Raw genomic sequence first — 25,956 nt, 5'->3', positions numbered from 1 at the left:
GAATAGGGGCTTATTTTTTGTGCGAAATCACAAAATTTTTATTGCTTTTTCAACTATTACAAGACCTTGTTTTAGAGCTTTTACTCTAAAAAAGACATTATTTTTCAAATATTTACACTAGACAAACAAAAAATATCGGTTAATATTACACCAAAATAAAGTGCAGTGTTTAATCGTAATAAGAAGGCATTGCAAACAACAGCGTGATTAATGTAGGTAACTTACATGAATGCAAAACTCAAAAAACTTTTTCAGCAAAAAGTCGACGGTAAAACAATCATTGTCACTGGAGCATCAAGTGGTATTGGTTTAACGGTTTCAAAATACCTTGCTCAAGCAGGTGCCCATGTCTTATTGCTCGCTCGTACCAAAGAGAAGTTAGATGAGGTCAAAGCTGAGATCGAGGCTGAAGGTGGAAAAGCGACCGTATTTCCATGTGATCTCAATGATATGGAATCTATTGATGCAGTTTCAAAAGAAATCTTAGCAGCAGTGGATCACATTGATATTCTTGTGAATAACGCAGGACGTTCAATCCGTCGTGCAGTACATGAATCCGTGGATCGTTTTCATGACTTTGAACGTACCATGCAGTTAAATTACTTCGGTGCAGTACGTTTAGTCCTGAATATTTTACCGCACATGATGCAACGTAAAGATGGCCAGATCATCAACATCAGCTCGATTGGTGTACTTGCCAATGCAACACGCTTCTCAGCTTATGTGGCATCTAAAGCTGCGTTGGATGCATTTAGCCGTTGTTTGTCTGCCGAAGTGCATTCACACAAGATTGCGATTACCTCTATCTATATGCCTTTGGTGCGTACACCAATGATCGCACCGACCAAGATCTATAAATATGTACCAACACTTTCACCTGAAGAAGCAGCTGATTTAATTGCTTATGCAATCGTGAAGCGTCCAAAAAAGATCGCGACCAATTTAGGTCGCCTTGCTTCGATTACTTATGCCATTGCACCAGACATTAACAACATTTTAATGTCGATTGGTTTCAACTTGTTCCCAAGCTCTACCGCGTCTGTCGGTGAGCAAGAGAAGTTAAATCTGATTCAACGTGCTTATGCGCGCTTGTTCCCAGGCGAACACTGGTAATCTTTTTAGCTAAATTCAGAAAAACAGCCAATCTTTTGATTGGCTGTTTTTTATTTGAAGGAAGCTCTAACTAGCTTGATTGATCCAGTCGGTAGTTTTACGGATCGCTGCTTCTAAATTTCCCGTCGAAATCTGCCAACGCTGTTGAAACTGCGTCAATCGTTCTCGATCCAGCTGTTCTGTTCTTAGAAAACTCAGCATTTCCGTAGACATCTCTAATTTATTTGCCAACCATTGCCACTTTAAAATAAGCCTTAGCAGTCCAACTGGTACATGTCTAGTTGGTGCACTTACCTGTAGTTGATCTGCAATCATTTGAGTGAGTTGATGCAAAGCCAGATTGTTTTCACTCACAGCCAACATCACTTGATTCGACAAAGCCATATCCACAGAAGCACTGACCATTATCCGACATAGGTCATCGACACGGATTAAAGGTAGATAATGCTGAGCTGTTGCAGGGATGGCACTCATTTTTCTCCGTTTGAGCAAATCAATCATTTGTGCGATTGGCTGATTCGTGGGAATTTCACCAGATACATCATCGCCAACAACTGTTGCAGGATGAATGATGATCCAATCTACGGATAGCTGCTGTGCACGTCGTATCCATGCAAAATGCGCTTCTATCTTCGATGCTTCATAAGCCCCCAGATGCTGATACACAGATTGCCATTGGGTACGCTCAGGTTGTTCAAGACAAATCCCAGCCTGCTCTAAATGACTCGTGATCGTCAACATATAACCCGAAACATGTACTGCGCGCTTCAAAGCACAATGTTGCTGAACACAAGTCAATAAATTCAATGCACCCTCAACATTTACGGCCCGCGCTTGTTGCATACTCAGGTTCCACGCAAACAACGCACTACTATTATATAAAGTATCCACTGCGCTTAGTTTTTTCCAATCTTGCTCGCTGATGGCAAGCTTAGCCTGTGTCACATCACCTTGAATAAAGCTCAATTGATTCAAGGACACACCTTTTTGACTGAGCCAATTTGTGAGTACGGGTTGTTGTTTAGCTTGATTCCGGACTATGGCAAAAACCCTATGTCCTTGTTTTAATAATTCTAAAATTAAATAACGGCCAATAAATCCTGTCGCACCTGCGACCAATGCGACTTGTTGATCTTGCTGAGTTTTTAAGTTGTTATGCGCCATCTCATATGCTCTTTTGATTGAATGTAGGCATAAGCTAAAGGATGGAGTACACTCAATGGTCAAGTCATTTTTTAGACATCTTCAAGAATAATAAGGATGATCGCCATGTTAATTGGACAATTGGCAAAACAGACGGATTTAAGTCGGGATACCATTCGCTTTTATGAAAAAATGCAGTTGATCCAGTCCATCACCTGTAATAATGGCTATAAAGATTATTCAGAACAAACCCTACAACAGTTACAACTGATTCGTACCGCAAAAAATCTTGGATTCTCACTCAATGAAATTAAGCAGATTTTAGCGATGACAGCCCAAGATGAAATCCCTGCCCCACAAGTACAAAGCATTTTCCAAGACAAGTTAGATTTGATAGATGAGAAGATTGCACAGCTTCATCAAATCAGAACGATGTTAAGTCGATTTACTCAAGGTGAAGCGTGTCCATTGAGAAAAGATTGTCCGATTCCAGACCTCAACCAATTGCTTTAAAAACTTTCTAGAATGACCGCAACCGCCCATGTGTATAAACTAAAACTTATCCACAGCCTTGCTGCATTAATCATCAGTAACGTCTATTAATTTTGTTTCTAGCATATTTTCTGAATCACTTATTTCCAATGCGATTGCCACGCTCACCTTTTAAGACAAGCACTCCATGTCTTGAATTGAAAATAAAAAGATGAAAATCCTAAAATGCCTTCATTACAATCCATTTACATAAAATTAGCCTGTTCTTGTTCCTAGATTGTCTCCTGATACAGCTCAATTAATTGCTTTTAAAAACATTAAATTTTCAATATTGACCATTCTGACATTCTTTATCTGTCAATGATTTAGCTAAAAAACCAGCCTTATTCTCCCTATCTAAAAATACATTCATAAAAAGCATACAAAATAGTGTCATTTTCATGCTTCTTTAGCGGTATATAACATTCTGTAAAGATTCAGTTACAGAATCTTGCTTGGTTGAAAAGGAACATATATGAGTCAGACATATAGCAAGGAAGAAAAAAGAAGTCGTATCAAAGGTATCGTCGGTGCGGCATCAGGGAATTTAGTTGAGTGGTTCGATTTCTATATTTATGCCGTTTTTGCTGCCTATTTTACCCATGCATTGACCGCTCCAGATATGGATCCAACCACCAAAGCCATTTATGTTTGGGGGGTGTTTGGCGCCAGCTTTTTCATGCGCCCAATCGGCAGTTGGCTATTCGGACGTATTGCTGACCGCCAAGGCCGCAAACAATCAATGGTCATTTCAATTTGCTTAATGGCACTCAGTTCATTCCTGTTCGCAGCCTTACCGACTTATGATCAAGTCGGGATGTGGGCACCCTTTTTACTGCTCATGGTACGTTTACTGCAAGGCCTCTCCGTCGGTGGCGAGTATGGTGCTGTTGCAACCTATATGAGTGAACTCGGCTTAAAAGGGCAACGAGGCTTCTTTGCATCATTCCAGTACGTCACGCTTTCAGGTGGTCAGTTACTTGCCAGTTTACTCGGGGTGATCTTGCTCGGGTTTATGACTGAACAGCAATTGAATGATGGTGGCTGGCGTATTCCTTTCGTCATCGGCGGTATTGCTGCATTATTATCTTTGTTCGCCCGTAGTCGTTTAGAAGAAACCTTGTCACATGAAGATGCTGAACGTGAAGAATCGGGTAGCTTAATCGCCTTGCTTAAACAGCATTGGAAAACGTTCTTACTGGTTGTCGGCTATACCTCTGCGGGTTCACTGACCTTTTATGTAGTGACGGTTTATTCAAAAACCTACCTCACCAATATTGGTATGGATGGCAAAACCGTTGGCTTTATCATGACCACGGCGCTATTTGTCTTTATGTTGGCGCAACCTTTATTTGGTATGTTGTCAGATCGCATTGGCCGTCGTGCTTCCATGTTGGCATTCAGTTTACTCAGCGCCATCTTTATTTATCCGGTCATGGTCACCGGTATGCGCAGCTTTGCTGACTCCCCTGTCATCATCACCCTGTTACTGATTTTCTTGATGATGTTGCTGAGTTTCTATACCTCGATCAGTGGTTTGGTCAAAGCTGAAATGTTCCCGCCGCATGTCCGTGCATTAGGTGTAGGTTTCTCTTATGCAGTGGGTAATGCCTTATTTGGGGGTTCTGCACCTTCAGTGGCGTTATTATTTAAAGATGCAGGCATTGAAAATACCTTCTTTGTCTATGTCATTATCATGCTATTAATCTGTTTCATGTGTAGTTGGGCCTTACCGAAAAAGCCTGAATATCTGGAACATGATCACTAAATAAATTGTGCCCGAAATCTAAACCACTTTTGTAAAAGCAAAGGTGGTTTTTTTATTTTGAGCGTTATTGCACATAAGGATTGAAATTCACAAGCTGCTTAAAGCCACTCTGCACTAGCATGGCAGTACGAGATCGAGGACGTTGCTGTGCTTCCTGTTGGGTAAATTTAATCATGATCTGATTAAAATCAAGACGAGGGTATCTTTGCTGTAATTGCTGTCTAAACTGTTCTGAAAACTCAAAACCACGGCTGCCGATGACGTCACAACTGGCCGCTTGCTGCAGCAAATGCGCTTCTATCCCCTCATCGCGTCCAACATAAGGATTCATATGCATACTGATCACATCAAACAGTTGATCTGCACGAGGGACTAGCCAACCTTGTTCGAGCGACCAATCTCTTGCAGCATAAGCGCCCTGTCCTGCAAAACAACGACAATGTTGATGATGCTGATAATGTTGTTCAGTCATCCCTAAATCATGCAATAAGCAGGCAACTGCTAATAATTCATCATCACGTTGCATGTTTTGCATCTTGGCAAAAGCAATGGCATAACACCATGTACGAAGACAATGATTTTGCAGAGACGTTGAGCTACAGGACTGCATCTCCTCTAAAGCCCGTTGCACATCTACGCTATCAGGCAAGATAAGATCATCCAGACACAATTCATGTTGAACAGTCGGTCTGTTGTGATTCGCCAAACTGTACATTTTTATACTCTGTTTTAACACAGGAAAAAGGCTATGGTGCAACAGCAGCATACGATCTTTTAAGGATAAATCCCCTGAAGTCTGCGCCATCCAAGCGTGTCGACCAATTTGCATTTTCACCTCTTTTTTAAAAATTAGAGTAATTGCTCTAATTTATGTTGTACTGCAAAAAACGACCGAAGTCAAAATCAAGTCATTTCATTTTGATTGTTCTCAGCACAGTATTTTTTAGAACGTTGGTGATTAAATCTACCGCTGCCATCTTCTGTTATCGCTCTAAATTTGGCTACTTTTCATTAAAACCATCATTTTTCTATGACAAATTTTCCAGAAAAATTAAACAAAATGCTCGTTTCTCGGCCTGTTTGTTTAGTTTTTATCCTTAATCTTAAGAACCAATTAAGTTTTTATGCATAATGGTCGGCGCTTTAATTTTTATTTTTGGTGTATTTTTAACACTTTTTTATGTCAAGAGGTTACAACTTTAGGGAGTAAATAATGCTGACGCTGATAGGTATTCTAATTATTGTGACAATTGTTGCGCTACTGATGTCTGGTAAAACCAGTCCAATTGTTGCGATGTCGATTGTTCCTCTTATTGGCGCGCTCATTGCTGGTTTTTCGATTAGCGAGATTTCTGGTTTCTTTGAAGCCGGTCTAGCCAAAGTGACCAAAGTGGCGACCATGTTTTTATTCGCCATTTTGTTTTTTAGCATTTTAAAAGAATTACATGTCTTTGACCCCATGATTAAACGCATGGTGCAAATGACCCGTGGCAATGTCGTGATCGTTGCTGTGATGACCACCCTGATTGCTGCGATTGTGCATTTAGATGGTTCAGGCGCTGCCACTTTTTTAATTATTATTCCAGCCTTATTACCACTTTACCGTAAATTGGGCATGAGTCCCTATCTGATGCTATTACTCATGGCAGGCAGTATGGGCGTAATGAATATGGTGCCATGGGGCGGACCTTTGGGACGTGCTTCAGCTGCGACAGGTTTAGATGCTGCCACACTCTGGCATAGTCTGATTCCCGTTCAAGTGGTGGGTGTTGCAGGGATGATGGTGTTTGCCGTATTTATGGGTTTACGTGAGAAAAAACGTATTCTCGCAGCACAAGCTCTCGGTACCACGCCTTTTGAACAAGACTGCATGGCCAAAGACCTGGCCGAAGATGTTCAGGAAGATGCCAAACCAAAGAATCTATGGTTTAACCTCGGTCTGATCGTTGCTGCCATTATTTGTTTAGCTTTTGGTCTGTTCTCTGCACCTTATGTGTTTATGATTGCCCTTGCCTTGGTCTTGATCGTCAACTTCCCGCAGCCGAAAACACAAATTGAAGTCATTGGCCGTCATGCACCACAAGCTCTAAGCATGGTTGCCATTATTTTTGCGGCAGGTGCCTTCCTCGGAATCTTGTCTGAGTCAGGTATGTTGCAATCGATTGCCCTAGATCTCATTAAAATCCTACCAAGTACATGGATCGGGAGTTTGCATATTCTGGTGGGAATTTTGGGTGTACCAATGGACATCTTTACCAGTACCGATGCCTATTACTTTGCGCTATTACCGATTGTGCAAGAAGTTACCGCTACCGCTGGGGTGAATGCTGATTCGGTCGTGTACGCCATGGCGATTGGCAACAATGCAGGAACCTTTGTAAGCCCATTCTCGCCAGCAACTTGGCTTGCAGTTGGACTGACAGGCACCGATATGGGACGCCATTTGCGCTATTCATTTGGCTGGATCTGGTTATTCAGCTTCTTTACCTTAGGCGCTGGCTTCTTACTTGGTCTTTATTAATCCTTACCAAAATAAAAAAGCATACTCAGGTATGCTTTTTTATTGCCTGCATACTTCATCACCCACCTAAATCGCGCATCCGCTTTCCGATTACAGTTTGGTTTTTAACAACTCATCTAACCAGTCAATAAAATCCTGAAAATATTTAGGACGATATTGGCGGTCGGTTAACAATAGACTGACAGGTAACTGTAAACTTGGAATATCGGTAAATAATTGCTGTAACTGTCCTTGCTGTACATAAGGCGCTGCATCAAATTTAGGAATTTGAATCATGCCAATGCCTGCTAAACCTGCCTGAATATAGGCCTCAGTATTCTCAACCAATAAACGATAAGGCATTTTGACTCGATGCGCTTGGAATAAAAGCTCACTCCACTCTCGATAATGTTTAGCGACATGGTAATCCACGGCGAAGTGCTGTTGTAGTTCTTCAAAACGTTGAGGTTCGCCAAACTCTGCCAAATATTGCGGTGCTGCCACAGTCCATATTTCGGTTTGGCTAATAGGACGAATCAGCAGATATTCATCCTGAACTTGTCCGACACGTACCACACAATCCAGCTGTTGCTCAATCAAATTAGAAAAAACATCACTGCCATTCACCAACACTTTTACTTTGGGGTAACGTTGATAAAATTCAGATAGATGAGGAATCAAAACTTGTGTAGCTAAGCGTTTCGGCATACCAATGCTGATCTTCCCTTCCTGACTACGCACATGGGTTTTAAAACGATTCAGCTCTTTTAACTGTGCCACCAAACGCATGGCTTCATCGTAAAATAAACTCCCTTCATGGGTTAAAGCCACTTTACGCGTGGTGCGATAAAACAGTAATACCTCATACTCTCTTTCCAGTGTTTGAATCGCATAAGTCACATTGGAACGCGGCAAACCCAATTGTACTGCAGCTTGTGCAAAAGACTGCTTCTCTGCCACCAAACAAAAGATTCTTAAACGATCAATCTTATCCATTTTATTGTTCAACTTTTTTGCACAATCAGTTCAATACTAACAACTATTTCAAACAAATAAATTCAATTAGTATGTTTTTTATGCAAAACAACATCAGGACAAATACATGTCACAACATCATTTAAATGGAAAAACCGTACTGATCACAGGCGGCGCAAAAAACTTAGGCGGTTTAATTTCACGCAAGTTTGCTGAACAAGGTGCAAATTTACTGATTCATTACAACAGCGCTGCCACTCAAGCCGATGCCGAACAAACCTTAAAAGACGTACAGGCACTCGGAGCAAAAGCAGCGTTGGTACAAGCTGATTTATCCGATATTCAAACTATTGAGCAGTTGTTTATCACTGCTAAAGAAAACTTTGGTGGCGTCGATATTGCGATTAATACCGTAGGCCGTGTGCTGAAAAAACCATATTTAGACACCACCGAACAAGAGTTTGATGGCATGAATGACATCAACAATAAAATTGCCTATTTCTTTATTCAATCGGCAGGTCGCCATCTGAATGACAATGGAAAGATCTGCACTATCGTAACCAGTTTACTTGCAGCGTATACGGGACTTTATTCAACCTATGAAGGCTTAAAAGCACCCGTCGAGCATTATACCCGTGCCGCATCCAAAGAGTTTGGTCAACGTGGCATCTCCGTTACTGCGGTCGCACCAGGCCCGATGGATACGCCATTTTTCTACGGTCAGGAAGCACCAGAAGCCGTGGCCTATCATAAATCAGCATCTGCTTTAGGTGGCTTAACCAAGATCGAAGATATTGAACCTTTGATTCGCTTCTTGGTGACAGATGGCTGGTGGATTACTGGACAAACCATTTTTGCCAATGGTGGTTATACCACCCGTTAAGTCGGATACTAACAACGGTTTGGGCATTCAAGCGCAATGCCCAAACCCATTAAGGTAAGAAAAACACCAAAGCATAGAAACAGGCCAAACTCAGGATAATGGTCAATAAGGTATGTTTCACCTTATACGCAATGATGACAGTTAAAATCGTGGCCAAAAAATACGGATTCAATAACGTCGAACGGAATGCGCCCTGCTCATCCATAAACACGATCGGCGTTGCAATCGCAGTCAATAAACATGGGGCAGAATACTGTAAAGATTGTTGAAACCATTTCGGTAAGCGCAACGGAATATTCGGTTCTAGCAAAATATAGCGGTTCATAAACACCACTAAAGCAAGAATAATCAAAAGGAACCAAGTCATGCCACACGCTCCCGTAAATTCTGTAAACACGTCGCGGTTAGCATCCCGATTACCCCTGCCAAGATCGCGGCACTTTTAATCCCTAGACTCAGAAAAACTAAGGTCAACAGCACAGATACCAACACACCGACCAACGTATTTATGTTTTTAATAAACGGAATCACGATGGCGATAAAAGTCGCAACAATAGAAAAGTCCAAATGATATTGATCAAGATTCGGCACCGATGAGGCAAGCAGCACGCCACAAACGCTAAACAAGACCCAACACAGATAAAAACAGCTTCCTGCACCCAATAAATAGTAAATATAGTGTTGTTGCTTTTTAATACTTACCGCAAATAATTCATCAGTCAGCAAAAAGCCCAATAGCAAGCGATGTTTTAAAGGTTGTTTGGAAATATCTTCACGCAGGTACAGGGCATATAGATAATGCTGTGTGGTGATCAGGAAGACTGAAATAATGATGGTCAATGCAGGCGTTCCTGCCATTACTAAACCTAAGGTCATCAACTGCGCTGCACCTGCAAACACCAAAGCCGACATACCAATCGCTTGTGCAGTACTCAGCCCAGCCTGAATCGCCATCGAGCCTGCCAATAGCCCCCACGGCAATACTGCAAAACACAGCGGTAGTATTTTAATCACCCCATTGAGAAATGCCCGTGATACCGTCATTGGCCTATCATCGGTTATGCTTTCACTTAACATCAAAATCACAATTGCTCATAAAAGACCCTATCACTATGCCAAAAATTGATAAGAGAGAATTGTATAAAATTGCTGTTTTATTTGAGATAAGAAATATAACCACCAGGGGTAATACCAAATGTCTGACGAAAATGACGACTAAAATGACTCTGATCCGAAAAACCACATTGTTGTGAAACTTCAGATAACAGCAGCCCCTGTCTTAACAGTTTTTGTGATTTTTGCAACCGAGCCTGTACCAACCATGCATGCGGTGATAGCCCGACGTGTTTTTTAAATTGGCGTAAGAAATGCCATTGGCTGAGATTAGCCATTTCTGCAAGTGTAGCCAATGAAAACTCTTGCTCAGGCATACTCGCCATCAGCTCTTTGATATTGAGGATACGTTGCTTGGCATTACTCAGATCAGTAATCTGCGGTTTCACCTAACTATATTTCGATACCAACCAGGCAATGGTCGAAAGAAACAAGGTCTGTTTTAATAAAGTGTTATGCGGTTGTTCCAATAAATCGAATAACAGGCGGAATTGCTGCGCCAACCCTTCATCATGCAATACTGCCTCTCTAAACCACGGTGCTGTGCCATGTATAGACGTGAGATCTCGTGTCAATTCATGAAATACTTCTGGGGTTGGATAGATGGCGCGATAGCGCCATCCCGTTTCTACAGCAGAAGATCCGGTATGGACCTCATCGGCATTAACCAAAATAATATCGCCCTGTGGTGCAACATGATTGCCCCCTGTGCGATAGAAACGTTGTGCTCCCTCTTCGATCACGCCGATACAAAATCCTTCATGAACATGCCGTGAGAATTCCTGCTGATAGTAACTTGCTTTCAGCATTTCTAGACCACCTAGTTCTTCTAGATGTAAGTAATCGACTTGTTCACGAGGTCTTCGCGACATCACGACCTCCTTTGAAGTTTTTGCATCTGGTCAGATTAACGTGATTCAGATAGATGTATAGAACAAAATTGCTTTTTGTTGATTTTATCTGAATTCCTACATACTTTCTTAATTTACAAAGAATGCGATGATTGAGCTAAGTGACATACAGATCTCCACGCTCTGAACAAAACACAATAATATGCTCAAAATAAAAGCCTCCGAAGAGGCTTTTATTCATTTAATTAATTACTTAGAACCTTTAATCCCGGCTTGTAATAACAAGGCACCTAAACCACCAATTTTTTGCTCTTGTGGTTTTTCAGTTTTTGGCTTGTTATTTTGTGGACGCTTAAAGTCACCCTCTTTACGCGGAGGACGTTGGCCTTGTGGTTTACGATCTGAACGTTCAGTACGATCTTGTTGCGGACGTTGCTGACGTGGTGCTTTCGCCGGTGCAGAACCTTCAGCACGCATACTCAAGTTAACACGATTACGTTCCACGTCCACTTGCATCACACGTACTTGCACAATTTGACCTGGTTTCACCACTTTATGTGGATCAGAAACAAACTCATTGGCAAGTTCAGAAATATGCACGAGACCATCTTGGTGTACACCCACATCCACAAAGGCACCGAAGTTGGTCACATTGGTGACTACACCTTCAAGTTGCATGCCTTCAGTCAATTGCGCAACTTCGGTAATGTCTTCACGGAATTTCGCAGTACGGAATTCTGGACGTGGATCACGACCCGGTTTTTCCAATTCAGCCAAAACATCCTGAATAGTCGGTAAACCAAATTTGTCATCTACAAACTCATCAGCCTTCACTTGGCGAATGATTTCAGTGTTACCAATAATGTCTTTTACCGTGGTTGCTTTTGCCGCAACAATTTTTTCCACCAAGCCATAGCTTTCAGGGTGAACTGCAGACGCATCTAATGGTTCAGAACCATCTTGAACACGTAAGAAACCTGCAGATTGTTCAAAGGTACGTTCGCCCAAACGCGGCACTTTTTTCAAAGCTTGACGGTTATCAAAACGACCATTTTCTTTACGGTATTCAACAATTTGTTGCGCAATCGCTTTATTTAGGCCAGCAATATAGGCCAGAATCGCTGGAGAAGCGGTATTCACATCCACACCTACAGCATTCACACAGTCTTCAACCACAGCATCCAATGTTTTTGCCAAACCAGCTTGGTTCACATCATGTTGATATTGACCTACACCAATCGATTTAGGGTCAATTTTTACCAACTCGGCCAACGGATCTTGTAAACGACGTGCAATTGAAACTGCACCACGAATTGAAACATCCAACTCAGGTAACTCTTGTGAAGCCAATTCACTTGCAGAGTAAACAGAAGCACCCGCTTCACTTACAGTGATACGTGTCAGTTGCAGATCAGTATTAGCGGCCATCATTTCTGCAACCACAGCTTCAGTTTCACGGCTTGCGGTACCATTACCAATCGCAATAAGTTCCACGTGGAACTCTCGACATAAACGAGCAAGTTCTGCAATAGAACCCTCTTTGTCTTCTTTCGGTGCAAATGGATAAATCGTGCTATGCGCAAGAACATCACCTGCATTACTTACCACTGCTAGCTTCACACCTGTACGAATACCAGGGTCAACACCCAAAGTCGTACGACCACCAGCAGGTGCTGAAAGTAATAAATGACGTAAGTTTTCAGCAAATACATCCATTGCTTCAGCTTCAGCAGCCAAACGTTTATCGGTTAATAAGGAATGTTCGATTTGTGGACGAATCTTGCCTAACCAAAACAGTTTAGCTGTTTGCTTTAAATAATCTTGACGCGTTTGTGGTTGAATTTGTTCAAGATTGTATTCAGTTTCAATACGAGCCAATGGTGCATCATCTTCACCATCCACTTTCAAACCCAATACATTTTCTTGACGACCACGTAGCATCGCCAATAAACGATGTGAAGGGACTTTATTAAAGTTTTCTGAGAATTCGAAATAATCACGGAATTTTTTACCAACTTCTTTTTTCTCTTCAGAAGCCACCGCGCTTTTCAATACCGCAGTTTTAGCAAAAGTCTTTTTTAATTCAGTGGTTAATGCAATATTTTGTGCCCAGTCATCAATCAAGATATGCTGAATCGCATCAAGTTGGCTTTCTGCATCTGGGTAGTCTTCATGACTAAAACCAGCCAAGGCTTCAGTTGGATCAACTTGGTCTGCAATAATTTTTTCAGCAATAGCGCCAAGACCTGCTTCTTTTGCTTTAAATGATTTACTGGTACGTTTCGGGCGATACGGTGCGTAAATTTCTTCTAATGCATTTTTAGTCTCAGCTGCATTTACACGCGCCAATAAATCATCGCTTAATTTATCTTGTTCTTGTAAAGATTGGATCACCTTCTCACGACGCTCAAATAAATCACGTAAATAAGTTAAACGTGTATCGAGTTGACGTAATTGCGTATCGTCTAAGCCTTGCGTGACTTCTTTACGGTAACGTGCAATAAAAGGAACGCTAGCACCTTCATCAATTAAACGAATAGCAGCTTCTACTTGGTTTGGACGTACGGCAAGTTCATTTGCCAACTGCTGAACTAAGTCAGTCATCGTGATTGATTCCACAAGGGTTAAGTCTAAAAGCACTGATTATAAAGTTCATGGCTATAAAATCCACCATTGTTTTTTTGAATATTGTGCAAGTAGTTTATGCAAATCGCTGAATGTTTCTAAAATACCAAGATTTTTTCGCCTAAATATTGAAAAATAGATTGATTGTCATCATTTTGCCTGTATATATTTGGTATCTATCTCTTGATTTTATTGGCAATATTTGTTGCTTTATAACATAGCCAAAACTGTGCAATGAATCGTATACTCAAAGGTCTATTGATATTTCACAATCGCATTGCATAAAGACGATGACAATAAACGATAAAGGAGCACATCATGAGTTTAGTTGTACCTGCCGAATCGACGGAAACTGTACACCATGAGACAGACCGGGTCGAACGCATCTTAGTGGTCGATGACGATGTGCGCTTGCGTACGCTGTTACAACGCTTTTTAGAAGACAAAGGCTTTGTGGTAAAAACTGCCCATGATGCAACTCAAATGGACCGTTTACTGCAACGTGAATTGTTCTCGCTTATCGTGCTCGACTTTATGCTCCCTGTCGAAGATGGTTTAAGCATTTGCCGTCGCTTGCGCCAGTCAAATATCGATACACCGATTATTATGCTGACAGCACGTGGTAGTGACTCTGACCGTATTGCAGGTCTTGAAGCAGGCGCAGATGATTATTTACCAAAACCATTCAACCCAAATGAATTACTGGCACGTATCCGTGCAGTATTGCGTCGTCAAGTGCGTGAAGTACCTGGTGCACCAAGCCAACAAGTTGAAGTGGTGAGCTTTGGTCCTTGGTCTTTGGATTTATCAACCCGTACTTTAACTCGTGAAGGTCAAGTCGTTACTTTAACGACTGGTGAATTTGCGGTACTGAAAGCACTGGTTCAGCATCCTCGCGAGCCACTGACACGCGATAAGTTGATGAACTTGGCACGTGGTCGTGAATGGGGTGCAATGGAGCGCTCGATTGACGTCCAAGTTTCTCGTCTACGTCGTTTAATTGAAGATAACCCTGCTCGTGCACGTTATATTCAAACCGTATGGGGCGTGGGCTACGTTTTTGTTCCAGATGGTGCTGAATAAGCTTAGGAAATTAAACGTTGAAACTTGAACCAATTGATCCACAAGAATTTACGGATTTCGCGGCTTATTCTGAAAGACCACGAACCAAATGGGAACGTTTTTTAGATAAAATTAAACCGCGTTCCGCAGCCATGCGCACCACCATTCTCGTGTTGTTCATGGTGTTTTTCAGTCTGTTTATGTCCTTGTGGTTCTTTTGGCGCACACTTTATCTTCCTGAGTTACAACAACACGCCCGCTACCTCGCGATTGAATTAGAATTGGTCAATAATCCAGATATTCGAATTTTACATCGCGAGAGTGAAGTTGATGTCGATACTTGGTTAAAGAATCGTATTGGCATCGAATATGTAACTGACCCAAACGAATTTCCTCGAGTTGAAGATAAATTCTTAGCGGAACTGTTTACCAATCAAATTGAGTCCAAACTGGCTAAAGAGTTAGGTGTAGAAAACGTCACGGTTTATTTTAAATTTAAACCGATTCCACGCATCTGGATTCAAACGCCAGAGATGAACGGGAACTGGGTTAGAGAACCTTTAAAAACCTATACCAACTATAGTGTTGAACTGATTGCCGGCTGGTTGTTTGGTGTTCCAATTGTATCATCCATCATTATCTTAATTTTGGTTCGGCAAATGAACCGACCTTTGCGTCGCTTACAAAATACAGCCAACAATTATAGTAAAACCGGCAAGGCGCCTTATCTCGACACCAATCATGGGCCACTCGAAATCCGTCAAGTGAACCAAGCTTTTAACCATATGGTGTATACGCTTGAACAAACCGAACGTGATCGTCAGATTATGTTGGCGGGTATCTCCCATGATTTGCGCACACCATTGACGCGTATTCGTTTGACCGCAGAAATGCTCCCTGATGAGTTCTTCCGTGAAGGTCTGATCTACGATGTAGATGACATGGACGCGATTCTAAACCAGTTTATTTCCTATATGCGGGATGGCTCTGATGAAGAACTGACAGAGACCAACCTGAATACGCTGTTGCAAGAACTGGTGGTCCAATTCAAACCGCTGGACATTCGTTTTGAAGCGCAAGAGTTGCCCATCATTCCAGCACGAAGCTTGTCTTTAAAACGCTTGATTGCCAATTTAATTAATAATGCCAAACGTTATGGTGCAGAACCGATTGAACTATCTGCCAGCCATGTCGATGATCATATTATGATTACGGTTGCCGACCATGGTGATGGCATTCCACCTGATCAAGTGGAAGAGTTAATGCAACCTTTTGTTCGTGGTAATTCGGCAAGAACGATTCAAGGCAGTGGTTTAGGCTTAGCAATTGTGAAACGTATTGTCGATATCCATCAAGGGCAGATTAACATTCGTAACCGTGAGCAAGGTGGCTTGGAAGTGGTGATTTCCCTCCCCATTCCTCCAGCGCCCAGTGACGAACCACAAAACAATGCTATCGACAAAATAAAGCAAACCCTAACAGGGCATTTTTAAAGTGATCAATCAGCATCCTCTTATCATCTATGCAGGACTCTTCGACTAAAGTCTTCAGCCCAATTGATGTTGGAATGATTGCTTTCGTTCGGTTTCACACTGATTCAAGCCCAAAAATTGTCCTTCCCTAATGTTCCTTTTCTGTATGAATTCAAGCAAATATCACACAGAAAATAAGCAACTGGAAAGCAGATGAATAAAGCGTATGCAGCTGTATTAGACCTTAGCCTTATTTCAATTCACTTTTCATGTTTTAGCGCTAAACTCCATATCCAATGAAAAGCAATATTGAGAATGGATGATGTCTTTAAGTCGTATTCGTCTTGCAGCACTGCATGACAAAGTGATGAGTGCAGAGCAGGCAGCTCAGTTTATTAAAAATGATATGACGGTTGGTATGAGCGGTTTTACCCGTGCAGGTGAAGCGAAAGCAGTCCCACAAGCATTGGTTGAACAAGCCAAAAAAAATCCGTTAAAAATCACATTAATTACGGGCGCGAGTCTCGGCAATGACTTAGACAAACAATTGACGGAAGCAGGGGTCCTTGCTCGTCGTATGCCATTCCAAGTCGACAATACTTTACGTCGTGCTATTAATAACGGCGAAGTGATGTTTATCGACCAACATTTGTCTGAAACCGTTGAACAAATGCGTAACCAGCAACTAAAACGTCCTGATGTTGCGGTGATCGAAGCGGTTGCCATTACCGAAGATGGTCATATCGTGCCAACCACGTCTGTCGGTAACTCAGCAAGTTTTGCGATTTTTGCAGAAAAAGTAATTGTCGAAATTAATACCTCGCTCAGCGAAAATTTCGAAGGGCTACACGATATTTATATCCCGACCTATCGCCCTACCCGTACACCATTGCCTTTAACGCAAGTGGATGACCGTATTGGTTCAACCGCGATTCCAATCGATCCAGCAAAAATCGTGGGTATCGTATTCAATGACACAGCAGATTCACCATCAACTGTGACTCCACCTGATGCTGAAACTCAAGGCATCGCCAATCACCTGATTAAATTCTTTGAAAAAGAAGTCGCAGAAGGCCGTTTAGCGAAAAACTTAGGTCCATTACAGGCAGGGATTGGTTCAATTGCCAATGCAGTTTTAACAGGACTTAAAGATTCGAATTTCGAAGATTTAGTCATGTACTCAGAAGTTCTTCAAGACTGTACTTTTGAACTGATTGATGCGGGCAAAATGAAGTTTGCTTCTGGTAGCTCAATCACCTTATCAGCACAATGTGGCGAGCGCGTTTTCGGTAATCTTGAACACTACAAAGATAAATTAGTACTTCGTCCTCAAGAGATTTCTAACCATCCAGAGATCGTGCGTCGTTTAGGGATTATTGGCATCAATACGGCGCTTGAGTTTGATATTTACGGTAACGTGAACTCAACCCACGTTTGCGGTACCAAGATGATGAACGGTATCGGTGGTTCAGGTGATTTTGCCCGTAATGCACACTTAGCGATCTTCGTGACTAAATCGATTGCCAAAGGTGGTGATATCTCATCAATCGTGCCAATGGTCAGCCATGTCGATCATAACGAACATGATGTTGATATTTTAGTGACCGAAGTCGGTCTTGCTGATCTTCGCGGCTTAGCACCACGTGAACGTGCCCGTGTGATTATCGACAACTGTGTACATCCACTGTATCAAGGTGCACTTAACGATTACTTTGACCGTGCATGCGAACGTGGCGGCCATACCCCACACATTCTTCGTGAAGCCTTATCTTGGCATGCCAATTTTGAAGAAACAGGCAATATGTTAGCACCTGCAGCTGTGGCGAAGTCTGCTTAACGCCCATATTATTTTTTATGGACCTTCCTTCTCTGGTAAGTCAAAAAGGTCTTTGCATCACGCAAAGACCTTTTTTATTGCCTGAATATCAAGCCATCTTGTTATTTTAATTAAAATTATAGAAAATCGATCATCCAATAAAAATCAAACCAAATACAATGAAAAAAATTACGCTATGGCTATTCGTTATATCACTCATTCTGATCAGCCTTGTAATATTCACAACCTTAATCAAAAGCCCGCATACAAGCCCTTATTTCATCACCATTTCAGGTAATCAATTACAGGAACGGGTAGACTTAGCTCCCGATCAACTTTGGTTTGATATGATTGCCAAAGGCAATGATCCTATCTCGAGTATCTCTTTTGAACTCAAGAATAAAAATATTACTGGTTGGATTGATCTCAACCTAAACTCAAATGTTGCCATTTTTCAACGGCTCGACGTTCAACAAGACCACGTTCCTTGGTCTGTTTATACGACCTCTACGTCAGAGAAAGCTATTGGAAGCTATCAAATTGATCAGCAAACATCACAGCAGAACTTAAATCTTCAGTTTCACAATACGCCTATTCGTTACCAGCTTGAGGATTCAGAACAACAAATCGTACAACTCTCTGGTCAATTACAATTTAAGCTCCCTTCACACTGGCCTGTTTTAAAATCCAAGCGTTTCCCTCAACTCCCCATACAAGGACAATTTATTTTCGATGAACAACCTTATCAGCTGATTCGTATGAATAGTGCCGTTTCTCAGCACTCTGCTCTTCATGACCCGATTTCTTATCAATTCAGCTTAAAACATCAAGATCAATGGATTGATTTCACTTTTCAACAAGACAGCACATCCTCTCAACCACTGGTACAAATCACAACTCACGATCAGCTTTATCAACTTAAGTCCCCAGCACCCCAAAACCTTTGGCACGAAGATGATAAAAAGATTGTGATTCATGCCAAGAATATTTTGCTTCAAGCCAAGTCCGGGCAAACTAAATCATTAAATATCAATCTTGTTATTCCTAAAAATTACGCTCACCTCAGCATAAATCATCAAGATGCAAAGCTCATTCCTACCAACTCTGAATTACTGGCTGAAGCTAGAAATGAACAAAAGATTTACCAACTCAGCTTTGTACAACAACATCAGCTACTTACACTCGAGCTCATTGAAGAAATGCAGGGTAATTTCAGTTTAAAATTCATTACGGAAGATGGAGAACAATACTTTTGTGGTAATACCTCAACAGCCTGCCCAGGTTTAACCATTGAGCCAAGCAAACAAACTTTCTTATTCAATCAAGTTAAATTAGGGTCGCATCTGTTGAATGGAAGTCTTTTTATCGCTGGCGTTTTATAGCGGCTTATTCCGACATGATTTTTTTATTTTCCTATTCTGATGCAGCTAAGCGCCCAACTCTCAGCAAAATTGGAAAGCTAATCCCAATCGGCTGCTGTATCTGTAAAATGTCTTGTAAGCTCGCCAAAGGATTGACATGCAACTGATCTTGATAATGCTTTACTGCAGACCAAGTATTGAGATAGTCCCACAACTGCGGCCCTGTCCAACCTAACTCGATCTGCAACTGCGGCATCGCGATTTCCTCAAAGGGAAATGGAATCGTTTGATAATGTTCATCAATATAACGTCGCTCTGCATCCCAAAAGCCCTTTAAAGTCTGATGATAGAGCTGATCAATTCGCTGATTTAAATCTGTATCATCTAACTGAATTAAGCCATAACCAATTACGGCAAAAAGACCATCTGCTTTCAGAGTTCGCTTCACTTCTACATAGAATTTTTCAAAATCAAACCAGTGAATCGCTTGGGCAACAGTAATTAAATCAAAAGACTGATCTGCAAATGAGGTCTGCTCTGCGGCTTGTTGTAAATACCGCACATTGGGTAATGCTGGGGCCTGATCTAGTTGATTTTGACTGAGATCAGTTGCAACCACTTGCTGAAAATAAGGAGCGATCAGTTGAGTCAGTTGCCCCGAACCTGCCCCACAATCCCACGTAGAGTCCAAGCCATTGAGCTGCTCTATTAAGCAGTTTACTAACGTTTGCGGATAAGTTGGCCGTGCCTGTTGATAAAGTTCACTTTGCTCAGAAAATAAATCTTTCATACTGGTCTATTCTTAAAATTTTTGACATCCCCCAACATAACAAACTTTTTGACTTAGAATTGTTCAGTAAAAGTTCAATCTTATAGCACTTGTACAATTCGGTAGCTGGCCTGTGCAATTGGTGTGAGCTGATCACGCATCTGATAGACTTTGACATCATATGTTCCCGCTTGCCATCCATTCGATGGTGTTGTGCTGACCCAATTTTGAGTAACATTTTGAGTGACTCGACGCGGTGTAAATAACAGCACTTCCCCTGTATCTCGATTGAGCCAACGAATAAAGATTTGCTCATCCGTGGGTGATTGCCCCATCGTATCGAAATGAGCAAAGACCTCTTGGAACTGATGTACTTGATGCAGATCTTCTGAAAGCTGTGGCATTACTGGCGTTAAGGCAAGTACCAGCCTACCAGACAATGCTTGCTCATCATTTTTTGAGCTTAACTCTTCTAAAGCACGCTGAGCAAATACCTTTTTATTCTGAATCATTGAAAAGTCTTGTCTCGGAAAAGCCTTTTTCAAATAATCACCCACCTGCTGCTCGGATGCCATTTCAATGATTTTTGCAATCTGCTGATGTTGATGCTCAGAAAATGTATTTAAATGTTCAGTATTTGCAGCAAGCCCTTGCGACGTCAAAACCGCGACATCTTGAGGATGATTTATTGAGGTTACGTCAGGTTTTGCTGTTTTCGTTATTTCTGGCGCGATAGAAGGTGACATCACCTGTTTGTAATCAGAAATCAAATACCCCAACCCGAATCCAAGCATTAAAAAAAGTAAATAAAGCCACTTTTCCACAATATCTTCTTCCAAAAATAAAGGTGACAAAGCCACCTTTAATCTTATTAATTCCTTAGATTTAAGAATTTAATTACAGCTGAACAAAGTCCCATTCATATCTAAACTACCATTCTTGGTTGTAAACGCCCCACCTTCACTCAGTACTTTTTGTTGAGTAAAGCCCGTCCCAGTGAGCATTCTCAATGTTGTTGTTCCTTGGCAAACATTGGTATAAATATTAGTACCGACTTTCGCAATACAACCATCTGCCGTCACTTTTACAATATTATTGCTACTAAGTGCACATTGAGCCGTAATTACGGTTGTTGGGGTATTCGATGATTCACACGCAGAACAGTTATTATTATTTTCACATGCATTTGCAGTGGAGTCTGATTTACAGGTATAGGTCACACCATTTTTAATAATCGTTTTAGAATAAGAGGAATTCGTACTGATATTACCATCACCACCTCCTCCACAAGCACTGAGTAAAATACAAAGTAATGAGGCAAACCCTAATTTCATGTTATTCAACATCGTAAAACCCTTATCGTTCTATTAATAATTTAATGTATTTAAAAGCCTTATTTTTGACTTTATATTTAATGATTTACATCTAAATGCAAACGCACAAATCTTAGCTTAAAGTACTGAGATGAATCAAATCATTTGAACAAACAATAAAAAAAGCCCCAAACTTTCGTTTGAGGCTTTTTGAATATGGTGGCGAGACCCAGGATCGAACTGGGGACACACGGATTTTCAATCCGTTGCTCTACCTACTGAGCTATCACGCCAATGGGGTGTATTAAGCCGTATCTCAGCTGAATAGTCAATAATTATCATGAGCTTTTGATTTGAATGCACATTTTTCAGGCAATCAATTTTCAGGCAAAAAAAATCCCTGATGGGATCAGGGATTGAAAATACAAATTTATGGTGGCGAGACCCAGGATCGAACTGGGGACACACGGATTTTCAATCCGTTGCTCTACCTACTGAGCTATCACGCCAAAGTGGGCGTATTAAACAATGTTTGTCTAAGCCCGTCAAGCAAATTTGTGGATTTTTCTCTTAAGCGCTTAATTTTGCTCCAAAGCAGTACGCTAAAGCTTAGATTTTGCCAAGATGTGATAAACAGCGATGGATTGCCCCACAACCTGGTTCAAACTGTTTAACCCCTTGCTCTTCTTCCATACGGCATACCTCTTCAACCAAGCGTTCTGCAACCCCACGCCCGCGATTGGCTGGATGTACCACAATATATTCCAAAACACGGCTTTCACCTTGTCCTGTCGCCCAAATTGCACCTATAATTTTGGTGTTAAATTCAGCAGTGTAAACTGTGGTATATTGCTGGAGATTTTGTTCAAGTTGTTCCATTGCATCTTGCCCATCGCCAAACTCTGGGCTGGTATCGTAAAGTCGCTCTAGCTGAGTACGAATTCCTAGATTATCCAGAGAACTGTAAGCATGTACGGTAATAGGCATTGATTAACCCTCCTGAGCAAACTATGATGCTGTCACTTTTTCGTCACAGCGAAACTATTGGTTTTTAATTCAATCATTTTTGACGTTTTTTGAGGAACGTGTCCATGACGCAACGTATCAGTGAAGTGGTAAGAAATACCAACGAAACAAAAATTCGAGTTCGTCTCAATCTCGATGGTACTGGTCAAGGCACACTCAACACTGGAGTTCCATTTTTAGACCATATGATTGATCAAATCAAGCGTCATGGTCTATTTGATATCGACATTCATTGCGATGGCGACCTAGAAATTGATGACCATCACACCGTCGAAGACTGTGGAATCACCTTGGGGCAAGCGTTTGCACAAGCTTTAGGTGATAAAAAAGGCTTACGTCGTTATGGGCATTTTTATGCGCCATTAGATGAAGCACTGTCTCGTGTTGTGGTTGATCTATCTGGCCGTCCGGGTTTGTTTATGGATATTCCATATACACGTGCCCGCATCGGAACCTTTGATGTCGATTTATTTTCAGAATTTTTCCAAGGTTTTGTCAATCATGCGCTGATGACATTGCATATTGATAACCTGAAAGGCAAAAATAGTCACCACCAGATTGAAAGTGTGTTTAAAGCTTTGGCACGTGCATTGCGTATGGCCTGTGAAATTGATCCACGCGCAGAAAACACCATCGCTTCGACTAAAGGTAGTTTGTAATGACCCGTATTGCTTTACTTGATTATGGCATGGGCAATCTACACTCTGCGGCAAAAGCCCTAGAGCATGTTGGTGCGACGGTTGATGTCACCAACGACCCTAAACTGATTGCCAAAGCGGATAAAATCGTTTTCCCTGGTGTCGGTGCCATGCGTGACTGTATGCAAGGCATGCGTGAAGCTGGAATTGATGAGGTGGTACGTCAGGCTGCTTTCAACAAACCTGTGCTCGCAATTTGTGTCGGTATGCAAGCGCTACTACAAAGTTCGGAAGAAAATGGTGGCGTCGAAGCACTGGGTATTTTTGAGGGAGTGGGAAAACACTTTCCTCAAATCCCAAATTTAAAAGTACCGCATATGGGTTGGAATCAAGTACATCAACTTGATCCAGAGCATCCGATGTGGAATAACATTGAGCAAGATGCACGTTTCTACTTTGTACATAGCTATTATGTGGAGCCAACCGATTCAGCAATTATTGCAGCGACCTGTGATTATGGCGTGAATTTCTGCACGGCGATTCACAAAGATAATTTGTTTGCAACGCAGTTCCATCCTGAAAAAAGTCATACCGCTGGCCTACAGCTGTTAAAGAACTTTGTGGAATGGAAGATTTAAGTCCACCTAATGCAGATCAAGTTTTTCGTTATCACTTGGTCTGCAACTCATAAAATAATTTAAGCTTTAATTTTGCAATTTTTTCTTTATTATTCTAAACGATACATTTTTCAATTTTTACAATCCCATAAAAACACCTAGATAGGAATAACAATGAATTTATCTACACAAAGCGTGGATCACCCACTGAGTCCCAAAGGTCGTTTTGGCCGACTATCCTATGCAGCTTGGACATTTTTAAGCTCAATCATCGCGATGATTATCATTGTAATTATTGGATTCTCTTCTGGGATATTAAATGGTCAAAACGCTGAAATTCCAGATTTCCCATTAGCTGCGATGATAATATTCGGAATAATTTATATTATATTTTTATATTTATCTTTCGTTTTTATCATTCGCCGCCTACATGATAGAAATCTTAGCGGATGGTTATCACTATTATATATCGTTCCTTTTCTGAACATCTTGTTTATGATCTATTTATTCTGTGTAAAAGGTACAGAAGCAACGAATAATTTTGGCCCAGTTAGAACAACAGCTGGATGGGAAAAAATCTTAGGCTGGATTTATATTTTATTAATAGTCGCTAGTTTGGTTATTGCTATTGTTACTGTGATTGCAATACCTAGTAATCAAGAAATCACATTAGAAAAGCAACAAACTCAGATTGAGCAACAGATCAGTCAAGCTTAATAAATACATCATTGTTACTAAGCCAAGTTTCGACTTGGCTTTTTTATTGTGACAAAACCCTTTAAGCTCAATCAAACGCTTTGAGCTTTTAATGCAAATGGATACGCCTCAACACACTCCCCTTTTAAGCAAAGAACAAATCCGCGCATTGCCTGTATTTCAAAATCTAAGCACAGATCGTATCTTGGTGATCCAAACGCTTGAACAATGTAAGACAATTCAAGCTGAACTCGCGTCTATTCAAGTTTTTGGTTTTGATACTGAATCCAAGCCAACGTTCAAAGTTGGAGAAAAATCGACGGGACCCCACCTGATCCAGCTCGCAACGCCAAACAAGGCTTATTTATTTCAAGTCTGTAATGAAATATTAGATTTTCTCAAACCGATTTTCGAAAATGAACAGCAACTCAAAGTGGGTTTTGGACTGAAGAATGATGCGCATATCTTTCGTAGTAAAGGTATTCAACCTAATGCCATGATTGACCTGTCCAAGAGCTTTGCAAGTTTTGGTTATCGCAGCCAAGTCGGTACTCAAACGGCAATCGCGCTGCTTTTTCAGCGTTATTTCGCCAAAAGTAAAAAAATCAGTACTTCCAACTGGTCGGTTAAAAATCTTAGTCCACAACAAATCAATTATGCCGCCGCAGATGCCTATGCAGCACTGCTTTGTTTCGAGCAACTGTATCAGCAACAATTACTCACAACACAATTATTGCAACAAATCAGGAGAATACTGGCAGGTTTAGCAGACAAGGCTTAGCGATTGATCAATATTTTGCTAATATGTAGCCAATTTAAACTCTATGATGATGCAAGGAGCGAAAGCATGCTAATCATCCCAGCAATTGACCTGAAAGATGGTAAATGTGTCCGTTTGAAGCAAGGACGTATGGAAGACGATACCGTTTTCTCTGAAGACCCTGTGGCAACTGCACAACATTGGGTGGATGAAGGCGCACGTCGTTTACATTTAGTCGATTTAAATGGTGCTTTCGCAGGTACGCCAATTCATAAACCAGTGGTTGAAGCGATTGCGCGTGCACAACCTGAACTTCCAATTCAAATTGGGGGTGGTATCCGTTCACTTGAAACCATCGAACACTATTTGGAAGCTGGCGTTTCTTTTGTGATTATCGGTACCAAAGCCGTGAAAGAGCCAGAGTTTGTTGACCAAGCATGTAAACGCTTCGCAGGTCATATCATTGTCGGGATTGATGCCATCAATGGCATGGTGGCAACCGATGGTTGGGCCAATGTGACTGACGTAAAAGCGACGGATCTGGCTAAACGTTTTGCCGATGCAGGCGTATCCAGCATTGTTTATACCGATATTGCACGTGATGGCATGATGCAAGGTGTGAACGTTGAACAGACCGTGAACTTGGCCAACTATTCAGGCCTGCCTGTGATTGCTTCTGGCGGTGTCACCAATCTGGATGATGTACGCAATCTAAAAGACAAAAAAGGAATCCTCGGTGCGATTACAGGTCGTGCCATCTATGAAGGTACTTTAAGTCTTCGTGAAGCGCAGTTATTGTTAGACCAACAATCACTCTAATCATTTCAGGCTCTAGTTATTGTAACAATCGCTAGAGCTTTTTTTCCTTGGGTGCTATGCTTGCCCCAGTTCAAATAAAACCCCTATCTTCTTACATGATGCTTA

General features: G+C 41.4%; 24 protein-coding genes, 2 tRNA genes and 1 pseudogene. 14 read left to right on the top strand and 13 right to left on the bottom strand.

What is annotated here, in order from left to right:
* The first annotated feature begins 225 nt into the window (after positions 1-225).
* Positions 226-1,113, top strand: coding sequence for an SDR family NAD(P)-dependent oxidoreductase (locus F885_RS08270; RefSeq protein WP_005317602.1), 888 nt, complete (start codon positions 226-228; stop codon positions 1,111-1,113).
* Between the two features lie 66 nt (positions 1,114-1,179).
* Here F885_RS08270 and F885_RS08275 read toward each other — a convergent pair whose 3' ends face one another.
* Positions 1,180-2,277, bottom strand: a complete 1,098-nt coding sequence (locus F885_RS08275; RefSeq protein WP_005317600.1) for an SDR family NAD(P)-dependent oxidoreductase — start codon at positions 2,275-2,277, stop codon at positions 1,180-1,182.
* Positions 2,278-2,382: 105 nt separating this feature from the next.
* Between F885_RS08275 and F885_RS08280 the strand changes: the two genes are divergently transcribed.
* Positions 2,383-2,769, top strand: coding sequence for a MerR family DNA-binding protein (locus tag F885_RS08280; protein WP_004803851.1), 387 nt, complete (start codon positions 2,383-2,385; stop codon positions 2,767-2,769).
* A 493-nt stretch (positions 2,770-3,262) separates the two neighbouring features.
* Positions 3,263-4,555 carry an MFS transporter gene (locus tag F885_RS08285; RefSeq protein WP_004803848.1) on the top strand — a complete coding sequence of 431 codons (1,293 nt, stop codon included), beginning with the start codon at positions 3,263-3,265 and terminating at the stop codon, positions 4,553-4,555.
* A 64-nt stretch (positions 4,556-4,619) separates the two neighbouring features.
* On the opposite strand, the gene F885_RS08290 is transcribed toward F885_RS08285, so the two are convergent.
* Positions 4,620-5,384 (bottom strand): HD domain-containing protein, encoded by a 765-nt coding sequence (locus F885_RS08290; protein WP_005317597.1) that lies wholly within the window; start codon positions 5,382-5,384, stop codon positions 4,620-4,622.
* Between the two features lie 384 nt (positions 5,385-5,768).
* Between F885_RS08290 and F885_RS08295 the strand changes: the two genes are divergently transcribed.
* Positions 5,769-7,076 (top strand): CitMHS family transporter, encoded by a 1,308-nt coding sequence (locus tag F885_RS08295; protein ID WP_005317596.1) that lies wholly within the window; start codon positions 5,769-5,771, stop codon positions 7,074-7,076.
* A gap of 90 nt (positions 7,077-7,166) precedes the next feature.
* Here F885_RS08295 and F885_RS08300 read toward each other — a convergent pair whose 3' ends face one another.
* Complete coding sequence (locus F885_RS08300) at positions 7,167-8,051, bottom strand: LysR family transcriptional regulator (RefSeq protein WP_005317594.1); 885 nt, start codon at positions 8,049-8,051, stop codon at positions 7,167-7,169.
* 106 nt (positions 8,052-8,157) lie between these two features.
* Here F885_RS08300 and F885_RS08305 point away from each other — a divergent pair, with 106 nt between their 5' ends.
* Complete coding sequence (locus F885_RS08305) at positions 8,158-8,913, top strand: SDR family oxidoreductase (RefSeq protein ID WP_005317592.1); 756 nt, start codon at positions 8,158-8,160, stop codon at positions 8,911-8,913.
* A gap of 49 nt (positions 8,914-8,962) precedes the next feature.
* On the opposite strand, the gene F885_RS08310 is transcribed toward F885_RS08305, so the two are convergent.
* From F885_RS08310 to F885_RS08320, 4 genes and pseudogenes are all read right to left on the bottom strand, one after another.
* Positions 8,963-9,280, bottom strand: a complete 318-nt coding sequence (locus F885_RS08310; RefSeq protein ID WP_005317589.1) for an AzlD domain-containing protein — start codon at positions 9,278-9,280, stop codon at positions 8,963-8,965.
* The gene (locus F885_RS08315; RefSeq protein WP_032859502.1) at positions 9,277-9,990 is read right to left on the bottom strand and encodes an AzlC family ABC transporter permease; all 714 of its coding nucleotides are present in this window, start codon (positions 9,988-9,990) and stop codon (positions 9,277-9,279) included. Before F885_RS08315 ends, F885_RS08310 begins: the two co-directional genes overlap by 4 nt.
* Before the next feature lie 77 nt (positions 9,991-10,067).
* Positions 10,068-10,898: pseudogene (locus F885_RS0120170) on the bottom strand (AraC family ligand binding domain-containing protein).
* Between the two features lie 228 nt (positions 10,899-11,126).
* Positions 11,127-13,481: a Tex family protein gene (locus F885_RS08320; protein ID WP_005317581.1), complete on the bottom strand. Its 2,355-nt coding sequence runs from the start codon at positions 13,479-13,481 to the stop codon at positions 11,127-11,129.
* Positions 13,482-13,820: 339 nt separating this feature from the next.
* On the opposite strand from F885_RS08320, the gene ompR reads away from it, so the two are divergent.
* The 4 genes from ompR to F885_RS08340 all read left to right on the top strand — a co-directional run bounded on the left by ompR (position 13,821) and on the right by F885_RS08340 (position 19,234).
* Positions 13,821-14,585 (top strand): osmolarity response regulator transcription factor OmpR, encoded by a 765-nt coding sequence (gene ompR / locus F885_RS08325; RefSeq protein ID WP_004657337.1) that lies wholly within the window; start codon positions 13,821-13,823, stop codon positions 14,583-14,585.
* 17 nt (positions 14,586-14,602) lie between these two features.
* Positions 14,603-16,057: an ATP-binding protein gene (locus tag F885_RS08330; RefSeq protein ID WP_005317579.1), complete on the top strand. Its 1,455-nt coding sequence runs from the start codon at positions 14,603-14,605 to the stop codon at positions 16,055-16,057.
* 301 nt (positions 16,058-16,358) lie between these two features.
* Positions 16,359-17,873, top strand: a complete 1,515-nt coding sequence (locus tag F885_RS08335; RefSeq protein ID WP_005317576.1) for an acetyl-CoA hydrolase/transferase family protein — start codon at positions 16,359-16,361, stop codon at positions 17,871-17,873.
* A 158-nt stretch (positions 17,874-18,031) separates the two neighbouring features.
* Positions 18,032-19,234 (top strand): hypothetical protein, encoded by a 1,203-nt coding sequence (locus tag F885_RS08340; protein ID WP_005317575.1) that lies wholly within the window; start codon positions 18,032-18,034, stop codon positions 19,232-19,234.
* Between the two features lie 31 nt (positions 19,235-19,265).
* On the opposite strand, the gene F885_RS08345 is transcribed toward F885_RS08340, so the two are convergent.
* The 6 genes from F885_RS08345 to F885_RS08370 form a co-directional block, all read right to left on the bottom strand.
* A complete protein-coding gene (locus F885_RS08345; protein WP_005317574.1) occupies positions 19,266-20,003 on the bottom strand; it encodes a class I SAM-dependent methyltransferase in 738 nt (245 codons plus the stop codon).
* 80 nt (positions 20,004-20,083) lie between these two features.
* Positions 20,084-20,761: a hypothetical protein gene (locus F885_RS08350; RefSeq protein WP_228253479.1), complete on the bottom strand. Its 678-nt coding sequence runs from the start codon at positions 20,759-20,761 to the stop codon at positions 20,084-20,086.
* A 114-nt stretch (positions 20,762-20,875) separates the two neighbouring features.
* Entirely contained in the window at positions 20,876-21,328 is a 453-nt protein-coding gene (locus tag F885_RS08355; protein ID WP_005317565.1) for a hypothetical protein, read from the bottom strand.
* A 184-nt stretch (positions 21,329-21,512) separates the two neighbouring features.
* A tRNA-Phe gene (locus F885_RS08360) sits at positions 21,513-21,588 on the bottom strand.
* 140 nt (positions 21,589-21,728) lie between these two features.
* Positions 21,729-21,804, bottom strand: a tRNA-Phe gene (locus F885_RS08365).
* A gap of 100 nt (positions 21,805-21,904) precedes the next feature.
* On the bottom strand, positions 21,905-22,282 hold the full coding sequence (locus F885_RS08370; protein ID WP_004657331.1) for a GNAT family N-acetyltransferase: 378 nt from the start codon (positions 22,280-22,282) through the stop codon (positions 21,905-21,907).
* 104 nt (positions 22,283-22,386) lie between these two features.
* Between F885_RS08370 and hisB the strand changes: the two genes are divergently transcribed.
* The 5 genes from hisB (at position 22,387) to hisA (ending at position 25,851) form a co-directional block, all read left to right on the top strand.
* Complete coding sequence (gene hisB, locus F885_RS08375; protein WP_004803817.1) at positions 22,387-22,980, top strand: imidazoleglycerol-phosphate dehydratase HisB; 594 nt, start codon at positions 22,387-22,389, stop codon at positions 22,978-22,980.
* Entirely contained in the window at positions 22,980-23,597 is a 618-nt protein-coding gene (gene hisH, locus F885_RS08380) for an imidazole glycerol phosphate synthase subunit HisH (RefSeq protein WP_004803814.1), read from the top strand. The genes hisB and hisH overlap by 1 nt, the downstream gene beginning before the upstream one ends.
* 153 nt (positions 23,598-23,750) lie before the next feature.
* Entirely contained in the window at positions 23,751-24,293 is a 543-nt protein-coding gene (locus F885_RS08385) for a DUF805 domain-containing protein (RefSeq protein WP_004803811.1), read from the top strand.
* Positions 24,294-24,384: 91 nt separating this feature from the next.
* Entirely contained in the window at positions 24,385-25,053 is a 669-nt protein-coding gene (locus F885_RS08390) for a 3'-5' exonuclease (protein ID WP_005317562.1), read from the top strand.
* Between the two features lie 66 nt (positions 25,054-25,119).
* Positions 25,120-25,851 (top strand): 1-(5-phosphoribosyl)-5-[(5-phosphoribosylamino)methylideneamino]imidazole-4-carboxamide isomerase, encoded by a 732-nt coding sequence (hisA, locus tag F885_RS08395; protein ID WP_005317559.1) that lies wholly within the window; start codon positions 25,120-25,122, stop codon positions 25,849-25,851.
* Positions 25,852-25,956: the final 105 nt, after the last annotated feature.

The sequence above is a fragment of the Acinetobacter higginsii genome (assembly GCF_000369845.1).
Taxonomy (GTDB): Bacteria; Pseudomonadota; Gammaproteobacteria; order Pseudomonadales; family Moraxellaceae; genus Acinetobacter; species Acinetobacter higginsii.
The sequence above is the reverse complement of the archived record's forward strand: the minus strand, read 5'-3'. Positions and strand labels throughout refer to the sequence as shown.

What these genes read in the sequence shown, in the direction of transcription:
- ompR (WP_004657337.1), top strand. Translation starts at nt 13,821, where the DNA reads ATGAGTTTAGTTGTACCTGCCGAATCGACGGAAACTGTACACCATGAG.
- F885_RS08310 (WP_005317589.1), bottom strand. Translation starts at nt 9,280, where the DNA reads ATGACTTGGTTCCTTTTGATTATTCTTGCTTTAGTGGTGTTTATGAAC.
- F885_RS08355 (WP_005317565.1), bottom strand. Translation starts at nt 21,328, where the DNA reads ATGTTGAATAACATGAAATTAGGGTTTGCCTCATTACTTTGTATTTTA.
- F885_RS08390 (WP_005317562.1), top strand. Translation starts at nt 24,385, where the DNA reads ATGCAAATGGATACGCCTCAACACACTCCCCTTTTAAGCAAAGAACAA.
- hisA (WP_005317559.1), top strand. Translation starts at nt 25,120, where the DNA reads ATGCTAATCATCCCAGCAATTGACCTGAAAGATGGTAAATGTGTCCGT.
- hisH (WP_004803814.1), top strand. Translation starts at nt 22,980, where the DNA reads ATGACCCGTATTGCTTTACTTGATTATGGCATGGGCAATCTACACTCT.
- F885_RS08285 (WP_004803848.1), top strand. Translation starts at nt 3,263, where the DNA reads ATGAGTCAGACATATAGCAAGGAAGAAAAAAGAAGTCGTATCAAAGGT.
- F885_RS08275 (WP_005317600.1), bottom strand. Translation starts at nt 2,277, where the DNA reads ATGGCGCATAACAACTTAAAAACTCAGCAAGATCAACAAGTCGCATTG.
- F885_RS08385 (WP_004803811.1), top strand. Translation starts at nt 23,751, where the DNA reads ATGAATTTATCTACACAAAGCGTGGATCACCCACTGAGTCCCAAAGGT.
- hisB (WP_004803817.1), top strand. Translation starts at nt 22,387, where the DNA reads ATGACGCAACGTATCAGTGAAGTGGTAAGAAATACCAACGAAACAAAA.
- F885_RS08300 (WP_005317594.1), bottom strand. Translation starts at nt 8,051, where the DNA reads ATGGATAAGATTGATCGTTTAAGAATCTTTTGTTTGGTGGCAGAGAAG.
- F885_RS08370 (WP_004657331.1), bottom strand. Translation starts at nt 22,282, where the DNA reads ATGCCTATTACCGTACATGCTTACAGTTCTCTGGATAATCTAGGAATT.
- F885_RS08305 (WP_005317592.1), top strand. Translation starts at nt 8,158, where the DNA reads ATGTCACAACATCATTTAAATGGAAAAACCGTACTGATCACAGGCGGC.
- F885_RS08340 (WP_005317575.1), top strand. Translation starts at nt 18,032, where the DNA reads ATGAAAAAAATTACGCTATGGCTATTCGTTATATCACTCATTCTGATC.
- F885_RS08270 (WP_005317602.1), top strand. Translation starts at nt 226, where the DNA reads ATGAATGCAAAACTCAAAAAACTTTTTCAGCAAAAAGTCGACGGTAAA.
- F885_RS08335 (WP_005317576.1), top strand. Translation starts at nt 16,359, where the DNA reads ATGTCTTTAAGTCGTATTCGTCTTGCAGCACTGCATGACAAAGTGATG.
- F885_RS08295 (WP_005317596.1), top strand. Translation starts at nt 5,769, where the DNA reads ATGCTGACGCTGATAGGTATTCTAATTATTGTGACAATTGTTGCGCTA.
- F885_RS08320 (WP_005317581.1), bottom strand. Translation starts at nt 13,481, where the DNA reads ATGACTGACTTAGTTCAGCAGTTGGCAAATGAACTTGCCGTACGTCCA.
- F885_RS08290 (WP_005317597.1), bottom strand. Translation starts at nt 5,384, where the DNA reads ATGCAAATTGGTCGACACGCTTGGATGGCGCAGACTTCAGGGGATTTA.
- F885_RS08315 (WP_032859502.1), bottom strand. Translation starts at nt 9,990, where the DNA reads ATGTTAAGTGAAAGCATAACCGATGATAGGCCAATGACGGTATCACGG.
- F885_RS08280 (WP_004803851.1), top strand. Translation starts at nt 2,383, where the DNA reads ATGTTAATTGGACAATTGGCAAAACAGACGGATTTAAGTCGGGATACC.
- F885_RS08345 (WP_005317574.1), bottom strand. Translation starts at nt 20,003, where the DNA reads ATGAAAGATTTATTTTCTGAGCAAAGTGAACTTTATCAACAGGCACGG.